Origin of the sequence: Enterococcus sp. AZ089, assembly GCF_050547225.1 — a bacterium.
Taxonomy (GTDB): domain Bacteria; phylum Bacillota; class Bacilli; order Lactobacillales; family Enterococcaceae; genus Enterococcus_D; species Enterococcus_D entomosocium.
On sequence record NZ_CP172954.1, the window covers coordinates 1,352,805 to 1,369,929 of the forward strand.

The 17,125-nt window shown below is 42.2% G+C and carries 13 protein-coding genes; 12 read left to right on the top strand and 1 reads right to left on the bottom strand.

The genetic code is table 11. The features are described from left to right. The first annotated feature begins 122 nt into the window (after positions 1-122). The 8 genes from trmFO (at position 123) to IGJ01_RS06420 (ending at position 8,223) form a co-directional block, all read left to right on the top strand. A complete protein-coding gene (gene trmFO / locus IGJ01_RS06385) occupies positions 123-1,424 on the top strand; it encodes an FADH(2)-oxidizing methylenetetrahydrofolate--tRNA-(uracil(54)-C(5))-methyltransferase TrmFO (RefSeq protein WP_430601532.1) in 1,302 nt (433 codons plus the stop codon). A 119-nt stretch (positions 1,425-1,543) separates the two neighbouring features. Beyond that, a complete protein-coding gene (locus IGJ01_RS06390; RefSeq protein ID WP_008379668.1) occupies positions 1,544-1,969 on the top strand; it encodes a hypothetical protein in 426 nt (141 codons plus the stop codon). A gap of 13 nt (positions 1,970-1,982) precedes the next feature. Continuing rightward, positions 1,983-3,419, top strand: coding sequence for a flotillin family protein (locus IGJ01_RS06395; RefSeq protein WP_430601533.1), 1,437 nt, complete (start codon positions 1,983-1,985; stop codon positions 3,417-3,419). Between the two features lie 196 nt (positions 3,420-3,615). Continuing rightward, positions 3,616-4,554: a tyrosine recombinase XerC gene (xerC, locus tag IGJ01_RS06400; RefSeq protein WP_005236822.1), complete on the top strand. Its 939-nt coding sequence runs from the start codon at positions 3,616-3,618 to the stop codon at positions 4,552-4,554. Positions 4,555-4,576: 22 nt separating this feature from the next. Continuing rightward, positions 4,577-5,119 (top strand): ATP-dependent protease subunit HslV, encoded by a 543-nt coding sequence (gene hslV, locus IGJ01_RS06405; RefSeq protein ID WP_005229630.1) that lies wholly within the window; start codon positions 4,577-4,579, stop codon positions 5,117-5,119. Between the two features lie 14 nt (positions 5,120-5,133). After that, complete coding sequence (hslU, locus tag IGJ01_RS06410) at positions 5,134-6,531, top strand: ATP-dependent protease ATPase subunit HslU (protein WP_005236820.1); 1,398 nt, start codon at positions 5,134-5,136, stop codon at positions 6,529-6,531. Positions 6,532-6,544: 13 nt separating this feature from the next. Further along, complete coding sequence (gene codY, locus IGJ01_RS06415) at positions 6,545-7,336, top strand: GTP-sensing pleiotropic transcriptional regulator CodY (RefSeq protein WP_430601534.1); 792 nt, start codon at positions 6,545-6,547, stop codon at positions 7,334-7,336. 11 nt (positions 7,337-7,347) lie between these two features. Then, the gene (locus tag IGJ01_RS06420; RefSeq protein ID WP_008379674.1) at positions 7,348-8,223 is read left to right on the top strand and encodes an aldose 1-epimerase family protein; all 876 of its coding nucleotides are present in this window, start codon (positions 7,348-7,350) and stop codon (positions 8,221-8,223) included. A gap of 52 nt (positions 8,224-8,275) precedes the next feature. Here IGJ01_RS06420 and plsY read toward each other — a convergent pair whose 3' ends face one another. Then, the gene (gene plsY / locus IGJ01_RS06425) at positions 8,276-8,914 is read right to left on the bottom strand and encodes a glycerol-3-phosphate 1-O-acyltransferase PlsY (RefSeq protein WP_008379676.1); all 639 of its coding nucleotides are present in this window, start codon (positions 8,912-8,914) and stop codon (positions 8,276-8,278) included. A 284-nt stretch (positions 8,915-9,198) separates the two neighbouring features. On the opposite strand from plsY, the gene parE reads away from it, so the two are divergent. From parE to pflA, 4 genes are all read left to right on the top strand, one after another. Then, positions 9,199-11,226 (top strand): DNA topoisomerase IV subunit B, encoded by a 2,028-nt coding sequence (parE, locus tag IGJ01_RS06430; protein ID WP_034872209.1) that lies wholly within the window; start codon positions 9,199-9,201, stop codon positions 11,224-11,226. Between the two features lie 11 nt (positions 11,227-11,237). Beyond that, positions 11,238-13,700, top strand: a complete 2,463-nt coding sequence (parC, locus tag IGJ01_RS06435; RefSeq protein WP_005236805.1) for a DNA topoisomerase IV subunit A — start codon at positions 11,238-11,240, stop codon at positions 13,698-13,700. Between the two features lie 270 nt (positions 13,701-13,970). Then, positions 13,971-16,199: a formate C-acetyltransferase gene (pflB, locus tag IGJ01_RS06440; protein ID WP_008379680.1), complete on the top strand. Its 2,229-nt coding sequence runs from the start codon at positions 13,971-13,973 to the stop codon at positions 16,197-16,199. 104 nt (positions 16,200-16,303) lie between these two features. Beyond that, positions 16,304-17,059 (top strand): pyruvate formate-lyase-activating protein, encoded by a 756-nt coding sequence (pflA, locus tag IGJ01_RS06445; protein WP_008379682.1) that lies wholly within the window; start codon positions 16,304-16,306, stop codon positions 17,057-17,059. The last annotated feature ends 66 nt before the right edge of the window (positions 17,060-17,125 follow it).

A 17,125-nucleotide genomic window follows, 5' to 3' on the forward strand; every position in this document is an offset into this window, starting at 1 on the left:
GGCGCATTCTTTTGAACGGTCAGCCTCGATGTTGGCTGACAAAAGAAAGTGCCGGTCCTTTTGATTAATACAAGCAGTTTCTTATGAGAAGAGGCGAGCTTTTGAAATAAAAGGAGAGCACTATGAAAGAAATCAATGTTATTGGTGCCGGTTTAGCCGGAAGCGAAGCTGCTTGGCAAGCAGCGCAAGCAGGTGTCGCAGTAAAGCTTTATGAAATGCGTCCTAAGAAATCGACAGAAGCCCATCACACAAATAATTTTGCTGAACTTGTTTGTACGAATTCACTTCGGGGCAACAATTTAACGAATGCGGTCGGTGTTTTGAAAGAAGAAATGCGCCGCTTAGATTCAGTCATTATTACCTCTGCAGACAAAACAGCTGTTCCAGCAGGGGGTGCTTTAGCTGTGGATCGTGATGATTTCTCAGAGTTAGTAACCAAACGTGTAAAAGAACATCCTTTAGTCACTGTCATCGAAGAGGAGATCACTGAAATTCCAGAAGGGATTACCGTGATTGCAACTGGACCTTTGACTTCTGAACCTTTATCAAAAGCGATCCAAGCTTTTAACGGATCAGAAGGATTTTATTTCTATGACGCAGCAGCACCGATCGTCGATAAATCCACCATCAATATGGATAAAGTTTATTTGAAATCACGCTACGACAAAGGCGAAGCAGCCTATCTGAACTGTCCAATGAACGAAGAGGAGTTTTATGCGTTTCGTGAAGCTTTAGTCAATGCGGAAGTGGCCCCTTTGAAAGAATTCGAAAAAGAAAAATTCTTTGAAGGATGTATGCCAATCGAAGTTATGGCTGGCCGTGGACCGAAAACTATGTTGTTTGGTCCGATGAAACCCGTTGGTTTGGAAGATCCGAAAACCGGCAAGCGTCCTTATGCAGTGATTCAGCTGCGGCAAGACAATGCAGCTGCTTCTCTGTACAACATCGTTGGTTTTCAAACACATTTGAAATGGGGCGAGCAAAAGCGGGTATTCCGGATGATCCCTGGTTTGGAAGAGGCAGAATTTGTGCGCTACGGCGTGATGCATCGGAATAGTTTTATGAATTCACCAGAGTTGTTACAACAAACGTACCAATCGAAAAAACGTGAAGACCTCTTTTTTGCTGGTCAGATGACAGGCGTTGAAGGGTATGTTGAAAGTGCAGCCAGTGGATTGATGGCCGGGATCAACGCTGCCAAACTTGCAAAAGGGGAAGCGCCGATCATTATGCCACAAGAGACGACAATTGGCAGTATGGCGTATTATATCACTCATGCAGAAGGCAAACACTTCCAACCGATGAATGCCAACTTTGGTTTGCTGCCAGAACTTCCAGAACGAATCAGAGATAAAAAATCTCGTTATGAAGCATTGGCAAACCGGGCATTAGCTGCCTTAGGAGAAGCCAAAGAACAACTATAAGAGCGATGAGTCATCACCTTCTTACTAATAAATGGTAAGAAGGTTTTTTTTTAATTTGTCTTGAAACTTTAATCAAGGTGACTTATGATAGACAGTAACAATGACAGAAGGTGGTGAAGATGGTGATTGGAGAATGGATTCATTTGATTCAAAACTATTTACAGCGTTTTCCTACAGTAATTCAATTTTTAGGATGGCTGATCCTGTTGGTCGGGGTCATTTTCGTTGTCTTTGTTTTATTTAGTTTGCTGTTAGGTCCCATTATGTGGCTTTACAATCGCATCACAGACAAAAACCGCAGCAATGTCATTAGTCGCAATGATTTTGTGATCGGTGAACTGACGGAAAAGATTGTCGGAGATACAATCGGCGAAGTCATGGAGATAGGGAGTCAAGGTGCACGTTCTGTTTATCCTGCACGTTTTTTTCGGGAAGAAGATCGTGAAAACAATGTTCGATTGCCAGTCGGAACCAAAGTCATCATTGTCGATTTTGATAAAAAAGGGATCGCGTTGGTGGTGGAAAGTAAAAATTTTATAGAATAGGAAGTGTTACGTTATGGTGGATACAGGATCAGCAGTAGATTTTTTAAGTAATCCGATTTTATGGGGTGTTGTCCTCGTTGTTTTATTGATCGCTTTTTTGATGATACGCTATCGCATTGGGAAACCCGATGAAGCATTGATCGTTACGGGGTCGTTTTTAGGAAAAGAAGGCATCAAAATCTTAAAAAACAGTGGGACGTTTGTGATTCCTATTGTTCAAAAAGCCCATAAATTAAGTTTATTGACCCACAAGTTAGAGATTGGGACACCAGAAGTTTATACGGAACAAGGCGTACCGATCAAAGCCAGTGCGACGGTGCTTGTAAAGGTCGGCAACAGTACCGAGTCGATCAAGACAGCTGCTGAGCAATACTTAGGCAAATCCACAGGTGAATTGGAAGATGAAGCCCAAGAAGTCTTAGAAGGTCACTTACGGGCGATTCTAGGAACGATGACGGTAGAAGCCATCTATAAAAACCGCGATGATTTTGCGGAACAAGTGCAAGAAGTTGCCTCTACGGATTTGAAGAAAATGGGGTTGGAGATCGTTTCGTTTACGATCAAAGATGTCAGCGACAGCAATGGCTACTTGGATGCGTTAGGACGCCCTCAGATTGCTGAAGTGAAAAAAAATGCCGAAGTAGCGGAATCCAATGCCTTAAGAGAAACTCGAATCAAGCAAGCTGAGAATGAGCAATTGGCACAGCATGAAGAGATCCGTCGCCAAACAGAAATTGCAGAAGCGACAAAAGATATGGCATTGAAACAAGCACAATACAAACAAGAACGCGAAGTTGCGGATGCGAAAGCGGAACAGATCGCGGTCGGCGAACAAATGAAAGTTCAATTGATCGAACAAGAAAAAAATATCGAGATTCAAGAAAAACAAGCGGAATTGACGGAAAAAGAATTGAATGCAACTGTCCGTAAAAAAGCCGAAGCGGATAAATATGTGGTTGAACAAAACGCTTTAGCAGACAAAGCAAGAGAAATCGCACGAGCACAAGCGGAAGCGGAAAAAGTCAAATTAGCTGCCCAAGCAGAAGCCGAACGAATTGAAAAACTAGGTAGTGCCGACGCGGAACGGATCGCAAAAGTCGGTCAAGCCGAAGCGGAAAGCCGTGAAAAGATGGCGATTGCTTTGACCAAACTGAACGAAGCTGGTATTTTGATGGAGTTCATCAAAGTGCTGCCTGAAATCGCGAAAGAGGTCAATGCGCCACTGAGCAATATTGATAAAGTGGTTAGCTTTGGCGGCAATGATGGTCTTCAATCAATGGGGGAAGCTGGTTTAGCGCGAACCTTTGATACGATCAAAGAGACAACCGGATTAGACTTAGTTGGGTTAATCAATGACACGATGTCCACAAAACAAGGAAACAAAGAGCTAGTTCAGGTTGTATCTGAAAGCACTAGTTCGCATCAGCCAACAACTGATCCAATCGAATAAAAGCAAATAAGTGGAAACGTATCAGTCCCTCTTTCTTTTGAGGAGAGGGACTGGTACGTTTTTCTGGCGCATTTAACGGATCTTTCTGAACAAAGATAAGAATCTTACGTAGATTCTTAGAAAGTTTTCACAATTATGTCTAAACTTTGAAATATTGATTAAATTCTGACAATTCATTTGTTTTTTTTTGTGGTCTATGCTAAAGTTATTTCGAATCATGAAAAGGGGGGTTAATTTGCAAACAGATCAGTTTCAAGAAGAGTTTTTTCGTTATCTTATTGTTGAAAGAGGGTATTCGGAAAAGACAAAAAAAGCGTATCAAGAAGATATGGGCGATTTTTTTCACTTCTTAAAAGAGTCTGGCAATGAAGACCCATTAGCAGTGGAATACCGCGATGTTCGCGTCTATTTAAGCTATTTGACGGAACGAGAGTACAGCCGTAATTCCATCAGTCGTAAAATGGCTAGTTTGCGATCTTTTTATCAGTTTCTAACCAAGCATGAGATCGTCAAAGAGAATCCTTTCGCCTACATTCATTTAAAAAAGAAAAACGCCAAATTGCCGCGTTTTTTTTATGAGAAGGAAATGGATGCTCTCTTTCAAAGTGTTGCTGGCGATGAGCCACTACAACAGCGCAATCAAGCATTGTTAGAAGTCCTTTATGGTTCAGGTTTGCGGGTCAGTGAGTGCAGCAGTCTCACACTGGGGGCAATCGATTGGGAAAGTGGCGTATTACTGATCCATGGGAAGGGGAATAAGGATCGCTATGTTCCTTTCGGTAGTTACGCACAAGCAGCAGTCAAACGCTATCTTTCCTCAGGACGCAAACAGCTGATGGAAAAGCAGAACAAGGAACACGAGATCCTTTTCGTGAATCATCTTGGTGACGGGATCACTGCAACTGGGATCGAATATGTTTTGAATCAAATCATTCGAAAAAGCAGTTTAGACAGTAAAATCCATCCTCATATGCTTCGGCATACGTTTGCAACCCATTTATTAAACAACGGCGCCGATATGCGGACCGTTCAAGAATTGTTGGGGCATGCCAATCTATCGACGACACAGATTTATGCGCATGTCACCAAAGACAGTTTACAAAAAAATTATCGCCAATTTCATCCACGCGCGTAAAATTGGTACAGGAGGAACATAAATGAAGTCAGAATTTCATTCAACCACCATCTGTGCGGTTGAAAAAGATGGGAAATTTGCCATGGCCGGTGACGGACAAGTAACGATGGGAGAACAGGTCGTTATGAAAGGAACCGCTCGGAAAGTCCGTCGAATTTACAACGGTGAAGTGATCGTTGGTTTTGCCGGCAGTGTGGCAGATGCCTTTACCTTGGAAGAAAAATTTGAAGGAAAACTAAATGAATACAACGGAAATTTGCAACGAGCTGCAGTAGAATTGGCACAAGAATGGCGGACTCAGCAGTCGATGCAAAAATTAGAGGCGATGCTGATCGTCATGAATGATAAGGAGATGCTTTTGGTCTCTGGGACAGGCGAAGTCATTTCGCCAGATGAAGGAATCTTAGCCATCGGTTCAGGTGGAAACTATGCCTTGGCAGCAGCCCGTGCGATGAAACGTTATGGCGGTGAACTATCTGCCAAAGAAATTGCTGAAGGTGCCTTGAATATTGCCGCAGACATTTGTGTCTTTACGAATCACAATATCATTGTAGAAGAGTTTTAAAGAGGGATGACGATATGACAAACCAAAACAAATCACCACGAGAAATCGTGAAAGAGTTAGATGAATACATCGTTGGACAAACCAACGCCAAAAAATCAGTGGCTGTTGCTTTGAGAAATCGCTACCGCCGGCTGCAATTAGATGAAAAGATGCAACAAGATGTCACACCAAAAAATATTTTGATGATCGGACCAACAGGGGTTGGTAAAACGGAAATTGCGCGACGCTTAGCAAAGATCGTTGATGCACCTTTCGTTAAGTTAGAAGCGACGAAATTCACGGAAGTCGGCTATGTCGGTCGAGACGTAGAATCGATGGTACGTGACCTCGTTGAGAATGCGATCCAAATCGTGAAAAAAGAACAATATAAAAACGTGCGGATCCAAGCAGAGAAAAAAGCCAACCGTCGTTTAGTAAAAGTCTTAGTTCCTGGTATTAAAAAGGAACAGAAAAAGAATACCAATCCTTATGAACAAATGATGAATATGTTCAACGCCGCACAACAACCAGAAGAGCCAAAAGAAGAATTGACGGATGAGATTCGCAGCAACCGTCAAGCCATTTTTGAGCAATTAGAAAAGGGCCTTTTAGACAACCGGGAAGTGACGATCCAAGTCGATGAGCCGAAAAATCAAGCACCGATGATGAACAATGGCTTAGAACAAATGGGGATCGATTTGAATGAAACCTTAGGAGCATTGAAACCGCAAAAGAAAATTGAACGCACAGTAACCGTAAAAGAAGCACGAGAATTGCTGATTCAAGAAGAATCCTCAAAACTGGTCAACGACGCGGATATTCATAGTGAAGCATTACGTTTAGCAGAATCTAGTGGCATCATTTTTCTAGATGAAATCGACAAAGTATCTTCGAAATCACAGCAGTCAGGAGAAGTTTCTCGTGAAGGGGTGCAAAGAGATATCTTGCCGATCGTTGAAGGATCGCAAGTCAATACGAAATACGGAACCCTACAAACAGACCATATCCTTTTTATTGCTTCTGGGGCATTCCACCTGTCGAAACCAAGCGATCTGATCCCTGAATTGCAAGGGCGTTTCCCGATTCGTGTGGAACTAGATGATTTGACAAAAGAAGACTTTGTTAAAATTTTAACGGAGCCCAACAATGCCTTAGTCAAGCAATACATTGCCTTGTTAGGAACCGAAAATGTCAAAGTAGTCTTTACGATGGAAGCTATCGAGAAAATTGCCGAAATTGCTTATCAAGTGAATCGCGATACCGACAATATTGGTGCTCGTCGTTTGCATACGATTCTAGAGAAACTACTTGAAGACTTATTATTTGAAGCATCTGAGATGCAAATGGGTGAAATCACCATCACAGAAGCGTATGTGGAAGAAAAACTTGCGTCCATCGCAAAAGATGAAGACTTAAGCCGGTATATTTTATAAAGGGAGCGGACCAATGAAAACATTATTAGAAAAGACAAGACAAATCAACGAATTATTGCAGCAAAAAAACACCTTTAATTTAGCTTCTGATTTGCCTTACGACAAGATGGCTGTCATTTTAGGAAACATCCTAGACAGCAATGCGTATATTATTAGCATTGACGGTAGCGTGTTAGGTTTTGTTGAGAACCATGATGTCAATAATGAACGCATCAAAAAAATGTTTGTTGAAAAACAGTTTCCTAAAAATTATACAGATTTAGTCGATCACCTGACTTCCACAGAAGCTAATGTGCCAATCAGTGATGATATGACCGCTTTTCCTGTAGAAGGCCGTGAGTTGTATCCCAACGGACTAACGACCATCGTACCGATTTACGGTGCAGGAGAACGTTTAGGTACGATCATTCTTTCCAGAATCGATAAGTCCTTTGATGACGACGATTTGGTATTAGCGGAATACAGTGCGACAGTTGTTGGTATGCAATTCTTGTACCAAAAATCCCGCAGTATCGAAGAAGATGTTCGCAGTACCACAGCTGTTCAAATGGCAATCAACACCCTTTCTTATAGTGAGTTGAAAGCTGTTCAAGCGATCTTTGAGGCATTAGAAGGCGACGAAGGTCGTCTGACCGCGTCAAGTATCGCTGATCGCATTGGAATTACACGGTCGGTGATCGTAAATGCTTTGCGTAAACTAGAGTCTGCCGGCATTATAGAATCCCGCTCTTTGGGGATGAAAGGCACCTATTTAAAAGTGCTTAACAGCCGCTTTAAAGAGGGATTGACGAAACATCAATATTAGGAGATGAGACCATGACAGTTACCATCACGGCGGGTCATCTGCAAGCAAAAATTGCAGAAAAAGGGGCTGAGCTACAAAGCTTAGTTGATACAAGCAATGACCTTGAATATATTTGGCAAGCTGATCCAAACCACTGGGGAAAGCATGCGCCAATCTTATTTCCGATTGTTGGCGCCTTAAAAGAGGACACCTATCAGCATGAGGGCAAAAGTTATCATTTGCCCCGTCATGGGTTTGCCAGAGACATGGTGTTTACTGTCGTTGAAAAACGTACAGACTATGCCTTGTTTCTATTAGAAAGTTCAACTGAAACCAAAGTGAAGTATCCGTTTGATTTTCAGCTGTATGTCAGTTACGAATTAGGCGGTGATGGCTTAGTCGTCAAATACCAAGTAAAGAATAGCGGTCAAAAAGAACTATTCTTCTCCATTGGAGGACACCCTGCATTCAACGTCCCACTTGAAAAAGGGCTGACATTTGAAGACTACTACCTTTCTTTTTCTCCAAAAAAATCACGAGTGAAATTGCCATTAAAAGGCAATTATATTGATTATGAACAACGCACACTCGGTCAAACGAATACGGATTTGCGCTTGACCCACGATATGTTTGCAAATGATGCGCTGGTTTATGAAACGAAAGGATTACATTCCTACTCGATTCGCAGTGAGAAATCGCCTCATAGTGTTACGTTAAGCTACAATAATATGCCGTATGTCGGTTTTTGGTCCACGTATCCCGTAAAATCGCCGTTTCTATGTATAGAACCATGGTGCGGTATCGCAGATACACTGGAAGCTTCCGGTGAGCTTTCAGAAAAATTGGGTATTCAAGCACTTTCGCCTGAGGAGTTATTTGAAACAAAGTACTCGATCACAGTCAAATAAAAGCAGGCAAAAAGAAGCTGAGAAAAGTCATTGCACTTTTCTCAGCTTCTGCTTATTTGTTCGCTTGACGCTTATTCAGACCAAACGGTACCCGACTTTCAGTCCCGTCTTTAATACGTGAAATATTTTCGCGATGGCGAATAAAGATAAAAATCGTTACGCCGATCGCGATGAAGGTCAGCAACCAGTTTTGCTCAGGCAATATCGCAGGGGCGATAAAAGGCAAAACGACCGTCGATAAGGTGATCAAACACGCCGCGATCATACTGGTCAGGCTTACCATACTTGTCACATAAAGACAGATAACAAAAATCAATGAAGAATAAATGAAAAAGAGCGGATTGTATCCTAAGAGCATCCCAGCACTTGTCGCCACCGCTTTGCCGCCTTTAAACTTGGCAAAGATCGGAAAGGTATGACCTAAGATCGCGCAGACCCCAAACCAGAGCGGATTGACGGTATGGAGACCAAAGAGGACAGGCAAACTGGTTGCCAAAGTTCCTTTTAAGATATCCATCAATAAAACAACGATCCCGGCTTTCTTTCCTAAAACGCGAAATGTATTGGTCGTTCCCGTATTGCCGCTGCCGAATTGGCGAATATCTTTTTTGAAAAACAATTGGCCAATCCAAACACCCGAGGGGATCGAACCTAAAAGGTAAGCAACAATAAATAAAAGAATCGTATTCATAATAACCAACTTTCTTTGCAAGGCTAGGGCAATTTTAGCATGAAAACGCCTTTCCAACAATAAGAAAATCTTTCGCTAGTCAGGGAAAGAAGAAAAACAGCTTTCCTCGGAGCTGTGAAACACAAACAAGCCATTTTGTGACTCTAGCTTGTGCAAACAAAGGAAAAAGGATAAGATAGTTTAGAAAAATGTTCGCTTGAAAAAAGCGTATTTTGTGTTAAGATTTTTTTTGCAGTCCTTTCAGCAGTAAAAAAGGACTGATCAAGATTAAAGGAGCGGTGGGTTTGGCAAAGAAAACCACAGAATATAATGATGCTTCCATTCAGGTCTTAGAGGGCCTAGAAGCAGTAAGAAAACGGCCAGGAATGTATATCGGCTCGACCGATAGCCGCGGCTTACATCACTTAGTGTATGAAATCGTCGATAATGCGGTTGATGAGGCACTCTCAGGATACGGCAATGAAATCGATGTTACGATCCACAAAGACAATAGTATCAGTGTTCGAGACAACGGGCGAGGAATGCCGGTCGGGACACATGCATCGGGAATCCCTACTGTTGAAGTGATCTTCACAGTGCTACATGCCGGCGGGAAGTTTGGCCAAGGAGGCTACAAAACTTCTGGCGGCCTTCATGGGGTTGGTGCCAGTGTTGTAAATGCTCTATCCAGCTGGCTGGAAGTAGTCATCGTTCGTGATGGCATCGAATACAAACAGAGCTTCAAAGACGGTGGGAAACCAGCGGGTACTTTGAAAAAAATCGGCAAAACTCGTAAACCAACTGGAACCACAGTCACCTTTAAACCTGACGACACGATCTTTTCAACAACCAAATTCTCCTATGAAATTCTCGCAGAACGTTTAAGAGAATCGGCTTTCTTGCTAAAAGGGGTCAAAATCTCCCTGACGGATGAACGTGGGGAAGAACCAATTCATGAAGTTTTTTTATATGAAGAAGGCATCAAAGAATTCGTTGATTATTTAAATGAAGAAAAAGATACCTTGACCCAGGTGGTGTATTTTTCCGGTACCAAAGAAGCAATCGAGGTAGAACTTGCCTTTCAATACAATGATGGCTATTCGGAAAATGTCTTGTCCTTTGTCAACAATGTACGTACCAAAGATGGTGGTACCCATGAAGTGGGGATGAAAACGTCAATGACGAAAGCTTTCAATGAATATGCCCGCAAGGTCAATTTGTTGAAGGAAAAAGATAAGAACCTTGAAGGTAGTGATTTTCGTGAAGGCTTAGCGGCCGTGTTGTCGATCCGTGTTCCAGAAAATCTTTTGCAATTTGAAGGGCAGACCAAAGGGAAATTAGGAACACCCTTAGCAAGAAATGCTGTAGACAATGTGATTGGCGAGCAACTAGGCTATTACCTGCAAGAAAACAGTGAAATGAGTCAAATGCTGGTTCGTAAAGCGATCAAAGCAAGAGAGGCCCGTGAAGCTGCCAGAAAGGCGAGAGAAGAAAGCCGCACAGGAAAGAAACGCAAAAAAGGTGAGTCACTGCTTTCTGGAAAATTAACGCCTGCTCAGTCTCGTAATCCTAAGAAAAATGAATTGTATTTGGTGGAGGGGGACTCAGCCGGCGGGTCAGCGAAGCAAGGCCGTGACCGCAAGTTCCAAGCGATTTTACCGTTACGAGGCAAAGTTATCAATACAGAAAAAGCCAAGATGCAGGATATTTTGAAAAATGAAGAGATCAATACCATGATCTATACTATCGGTGCCGGTGTTGGCCCAGAGTTTTCGATTGAAGACTGCAATTATGACAAAGTCATTATCATGACCGATGCGGATACCGATGGGGCGCACATCCAAGTGCTGCTTTTAACGTTTTTCTACCGGTATATGAAACCTTTGATCGAAGCGGGAAAAGTATACATTGCTTTGCCACCTTTGTATAAAGTGTCTAAAGGGTTAGGGAAAAAGGCAGTAGTCGAATATGCTTGGACGGATGATGAACTAAGCAAACTGACCCAAAAAATCGGTAAAGGCTATATGCTTCAGCGCTACAAAGGGTTGGGGGAAATGAATGCCGATCAATTGTGGGAAACGACGATGGACCCAGAAACGCGGACGCTGATTCGGGTAAGAATCGATGATGCGGCCCAAGCAGAACGCCGTGTCACCACACTGATGGGGGACAAGGTAGAACCTCGTCGGAAGTGGATCGAAAGCCATGTTCAATTCAGTTTAGAAGAAGATGGCAGTATTTTGGATAAAAAAGAAGATACGGTACCGGAATTAGTTGATGAAAAGTTAATGGATACCGAACAAGCAGAAAGCAAACATTTAGTTAAGGAATAGGAGGTGGTCTCTTGGAACACAGAAGCAATATACAAGAATTGACATTGGAAGAAGTGATGGGAGATCGCTTCGGTCGATATTCCAAATACATTATTCAAGAACGGGCATTGCCAGATATTCGTGATGGGTTAAAACCGGTTCAGCGGCGCATCTTGTTCGCCATGAACCAAGACGGCAATACGTATGACAAAGGCTTCCGCAAATCAGCGAAATCAGTCGGGAATATCATGGGGAACTTTCATCCCCATGGTGACTCGAGTATTTATGAAGCAATGGTCCGCATGAGCCAAGACTGGAAATTGCGTCAGATTTTGATTGAAATGCACGGAAACAACGGGAGTATGGATGGTGATCCGCCAGCTGCCATGCGTTATACCGAAGCACGACTTTCAGAATTAAGCGGTGAGCTGTTAAAAGATATCGAAAAAAACACCGTCGAATTGGTGTGGAATTTTGATGATACCGAAAAAGAACCAACGGTCTTACCAGCAAAATACCCAAATCTGTTAGTCAATGGCTCAACTGGGATCTCAGCTGGGTATGCAACGGAAATTCCCACCCATAATTTAGGGGAAATCATTGATGGAACGGTCTATTTGATCGACCATCCGCAAGCTTCTTTGGATCAGCTGATGAAGTATATTCCCGGCCCTGATTTTCCAACAGGAGGGATTTTACAAGGGAAAGAAGAAATCAAAAAAGCCTATGAAACAGGCAAAGGCAAAGTGATCCTGCGTTCGAAAACCAAGATCGAAGACATCAAAGGTGGCAAGCAGCAAATCGTTATCAATGAGATTCCCTATGAGGTCAATAAAGCCAATCTAGTCAAAAAAATGGATGAGATTCGTTTGAATAAACGGATCGACGGGATTGCTGAAGTGCGTGATGAAACTGACCGTACTGGTTTGCAGATCGTTGTCGAGCTGAAAAAAGAAGCAAATGCACAAGGAATTTTAAATTATTTATTTAAAAATACCGAATTGCAGATCAACTACAACTTCAACATGGTGGCTATCGACAATATGCGCCCCCAACAAGTCGGTTTGAAACGGATTTTAGAAAGCTACATCAAGCATCGGCGTGAAGTGATCGAAAAACGCAGTCGTTTTGAACTGCAAAAAGCCCAAAAGAGACAGCATATCGTCGATGGGTTAATCAAAGCTTTATCGATTCTTGATGAAGTGATCGCCACCATTCGCGGCAGTAAAGACAAAAAAGATGCCAAAAACAATCTGGTTGTTCAGCACGGTTTTACGGAAGAGCAAGCAGAAGCCATTGTGAACTTACAGTTGTACCGCTTGACCAATACGGATATCACACAATTGCAAGCAGAGGCGAAAGAACTTGCTGAAACGATCGCTGAATTGACAACGATTTTAAATGAGGAAAGTGAATTACTGAAAGTGATCAAAAAGGAATTGCGGGAGATCAAGAAAAAATATTCGACACCGCGATTGACTGAGATCGAAGCCGAAATTCAAGAAATCAAGATCGAAACACAAGTTTTAGTCGCGCAAGAAGAAGTCGTCGTGACAGTCACAAGAGACGGTTATGTCAAACGCAGCAGTTTGCGTTCTTACGGTGCCTCAAAACCAGAAGAGATCGGCATGAAAGAAGGCGACTCTTTACTTTACAGCAACCAAATGAATACGTTGGATCATCTGTTATTGGTAACCAATAAAGGAAACACGATCTATCGTCCGGTTCATGAATTGCCTGATTTAAAATGGAAAGATCTAGGCGAACATATTTCGCAAACGGTTATGACACTGGCGCAAGATGAAATGATCATTGGGGTCTTTGCCTACAAAGAGATCGATCCGTTGAAAAACTTTGTGCTGATCAGTAAAAACGGCATGATTAAACAAACACGAATGACGGAATTTGAACCTTGGCGCACCTATAAGACACGGCCAATGACGATCATGAAGCTGAAAGATGAATCAGATGAATTAGTCAATGTCTTTTTGACTGATCAAACAGAAGAAATGGATGTCTTTTTAGTCAGTCATCTTGCCTTTGGCTTACGGTATTCGCTTAATGAAGTGCCCGTTGTGGGACCAAAAGCAGCTGGGGTCAAAGCGATGAACCTTAAAGCGGATGATTATCTTATCAATGGGTTGTTAGTTTATTCAGAAGGGGATACACCGATCGTTCTGATTACCCAACGTGGCGCAGCAAAACGCATGCTAGCCCAAGAGATCACCCAATTAGGACGGGCGAAGCGTGGATTGATGGTCTTACGGGAATTGAAGAAAAACCCTCATCGCGTAGTCTATATGGGGAATGGAGAGAACCAGCAGCTACTGGTAACCAACCAAAAAGGACAAGCCTTTGAAGTCATCACGAATCAAATCCCGATCAATGATCGGACCTCCAACGGCTCATTTATCATGGATGAGAAAACAGGGGGGCAAATCTACGAAGTGAAAACACAAATCAGTCCTGCAATCGCAGAGGATTCTGTACTATAAATTATAACAAAGCAACCATTCTGTACCAGTACAGAATGGTTGCTTTTTTGCCCCTTAATTAATCTTTCACATTGATAAAAAACGCACTTTAATAAAAGATTCACATTTGATAAATGCTTATAAATCAACGTTTTTAATAATAAAAATCTTAAAAAAAACTAAATTGTTCAAAATAATTCTTGAAAACACTTGCAATCATTAGGGTGTGTGTTATACTGTTCACGTAAAGCTGTTACATTAGTGAACAGAAAATTTAAGGAGGTCCATCAGATGGAACAATGGAATGGATTTAAAGGAAAAACTTGGAAAGAAGAAGTAAACGTACGCGACTTCATCCAAGAAAACTACACACCTTATGACGGAACAGATGAATTCCTAGCAGATGCTACTGAAGCAACGACGAAGCTATGGGATCAAGTCATGGAACTGAACAAGCAAGAGCGTGAAGCTGGCGGCGTATTGGATATGGATACAAAAGTCGTTTCAACGATTACTTCTCATGGACCTGGCTACTTAGACAAAAACTTAGAAACAGTTGTTGGTTTCCAAACGGAAAAACCATTTAAACGCAGCTTGCAACCATTTGGCGGCATCCGCATGTCAGAACAAGCAGCAGAATCTTACGGCTATGAAATCGATGCGGAAGTTTCTCACATTTTCCGCGACTACCGTAAAACACATAACCAAGGGGTATTTGATGCCTATACACCTGAAATCAGAGCAGCTCGTCGTTCTGGTGTAATCACAGGTCTTCCTGATGCATACGGCCGTGGCCGGATCATTGGTGACTACCGTCGTGTTGCATTATACGGAGTGGATTTCTTGATCAAAGAAAAACAACAAGACCTATTGTATTGCGGAAACGGAACCATGTCTGAAGACATTATCCGCCAACGTGAAGAATTAAGTGAACAAATTCGCGCTTTAAGCGAATTGAAAGAATTAGGAAACATTTACGGATTTGATATTTCTAAACCAGCTCAAACGGCGAAAGAAGCATTCCAATGGTTATATCTTGGTTACTTAGCAGCCATCAAAGAGCAAAATGGTGCGGCAATGTCATTGGGACGTACGTCAACTTTCCTTGATATTTATGTTGAACGCGATTTAAAAAATGGCGTGATCACTGAAGAAGAAGCACAAGAAATCGTTGACCATTTTGTCATGAAACTACGTCTTGTGAAATTTGCTCGGACGCCTGATTACAACGCATTGTTCTCTGGTGACCCAACTTGGGTAACTGAGTCAATCGCTGGTATGGGTGAAGATGGACGCCACATGGTAACAAAAAACAGCTTCCGTTTCTTACACACGCTAGCAAACTTAGGTCCAGCACCAGAACCAAACTTGACTGTTTTATGGTCAACACGTTTGCCTCATAACTTCAAAACATTCTGTGCGAAAATGTCGATCCAAACATCAGCGATTCAATATGAAAACGATGATGTGATGCGTGGACATTGGGGCGATGATTACGGAATCGCTTGTTGTGTATCCGCAATGCGCATCGGGAAACAAATGCAATTCTTTGGTGCTCGTGCCAACTTAGCGAAAACATTGTTGTATGCAATCAACGGTGGGGTCGATGAAAAATCAAAAGCACAAGTTGGACCAAAATTCCAACCAATTACTTCTGAATACTTGGATTACAACGAAGTAATGGAAAAATATGACACAATGATGGACTGGATTTGTGATCTGTATGTGAACACATTGAACATCATTCATTACATGCATGACAAATATTCTTATGAACGCATTGAAATGGCGCTCCAAGATACAGATATTCTACGTACGATGGCTACTGGTATCGCTGGTTTCTCTGTTGCAGTTGATTCATTATCAGCGATTAAATATGCCAAAGTTCGTACGATTCGTGATGAAAACGGCATTGTTGAAGATTACGAAATCGAAGGCGATTATCCTAAATACGGAAACAATGATGACCGTGTAGATGATATCGCAGTCAACTTGTTGAAAGCTTTCATGAAGAAAGTAAAACGCACAAAAACATATCGTGATGCAAAACATACAACTTCGATCCTTACAATCACTTCTAATGTGGTTTATGGGAAGAAAACAGGGAACACGCCTGATGGACGTCGTGCAGGTGCACCATTTGCTCCAGGTGCAAACCCAATGCATGGCCGCGATACGCATGGTGCATTAGCAAGTCTTTCGTCAGTTGCGAAATTACCATATGATTACTCATTAGATGGTATTTCAAACACCTTCTCAATCGTACCTAAAGCATTAGGTCGTGACGATGAGACACAACAAGAAAACCTAGCAACAATGCTAGATGGCTATGCAGCAAAAGGTGGTCACCACTTAAATATCAACGTATTTAACCGTGATACATTACTTGATGCGCAAGCTCACCCAGAAAAATACCCACAATTAACGATTCGGGTTTCTGGTTATGCGGTTAATTTCATTAAATTAACCAAAGAACAACAAGATGATGTCATTGCTCGTACAATGCACGAAGCAATGTAATAAGCAACAACTTCAGGCGGCGGACGGGAAAATCCGCCGCCTCTTGTTTTGAGAGTATCAGACGGAGCATGGTTATCCGTCGTTTCGAAGAAAGGAAGAGCATTATGGCAGTAACAGGACAAGTACATTCAACAGAAAGTTTTGGATCAGTAGATGGACCAGGTATCCGTTTTATTGTATTCATGCAAGGATGCCGCATGCGTTGCCAGTTTTGTCATAATCCAGATACTTGGAAGATTGGCACGGGTATCGAACGAACGACCGATGACGTCTTAGAAGAGGCGTTGAAATATCGCGAATTCTGGGGACAAAAAGGTGGGATCACCGTTAGTGGTGGGGAACCGTTACTTCAAATGGACTTTCTGATCGATCTGTTTCGCAAAGCCAAAGCAGAAGGGGTCAGCACAACACTGGACACTTGCGGAAAACCATTTACACGAGAAGAGCCTTTTTTCAGTAAGTTTCAAGAGTTGATGACTGTGACTGATTTGCTGTTGTTTGATATCAAACATATCGATAACAAAGCCCATAAAGAGCTGACCACCCAATCCAATGATAATATTTTGGATATGGCAAATTATCTTTCAGAGATCAATCAGCCCGTCTGGATTCGTCATGTGCTGGTTCCTTTTAGAAGCGATTATGATGACTTCTTGATCCGTTTGGATGAATTTATCAAGACGTTGAAGAATGTCGATAAAGTTGAGATCTTACCTTATCACACGATGGGGAAATACAAGTGGGATGAGCTAGGCTTGAAATATCCCCTTGAAGGGATCGAACCACCAACCGAAGATCGGGTGAAAAATGCCAAACGTTTGCTCCATGTAGATGACTATAAAGGCTACTTAACCCGTTGATCAAAACAGGAAAGAAGAGATTGCTATTGCTTCTTTCCTGTTTTTTTACTATGATTAGAAAGTGAA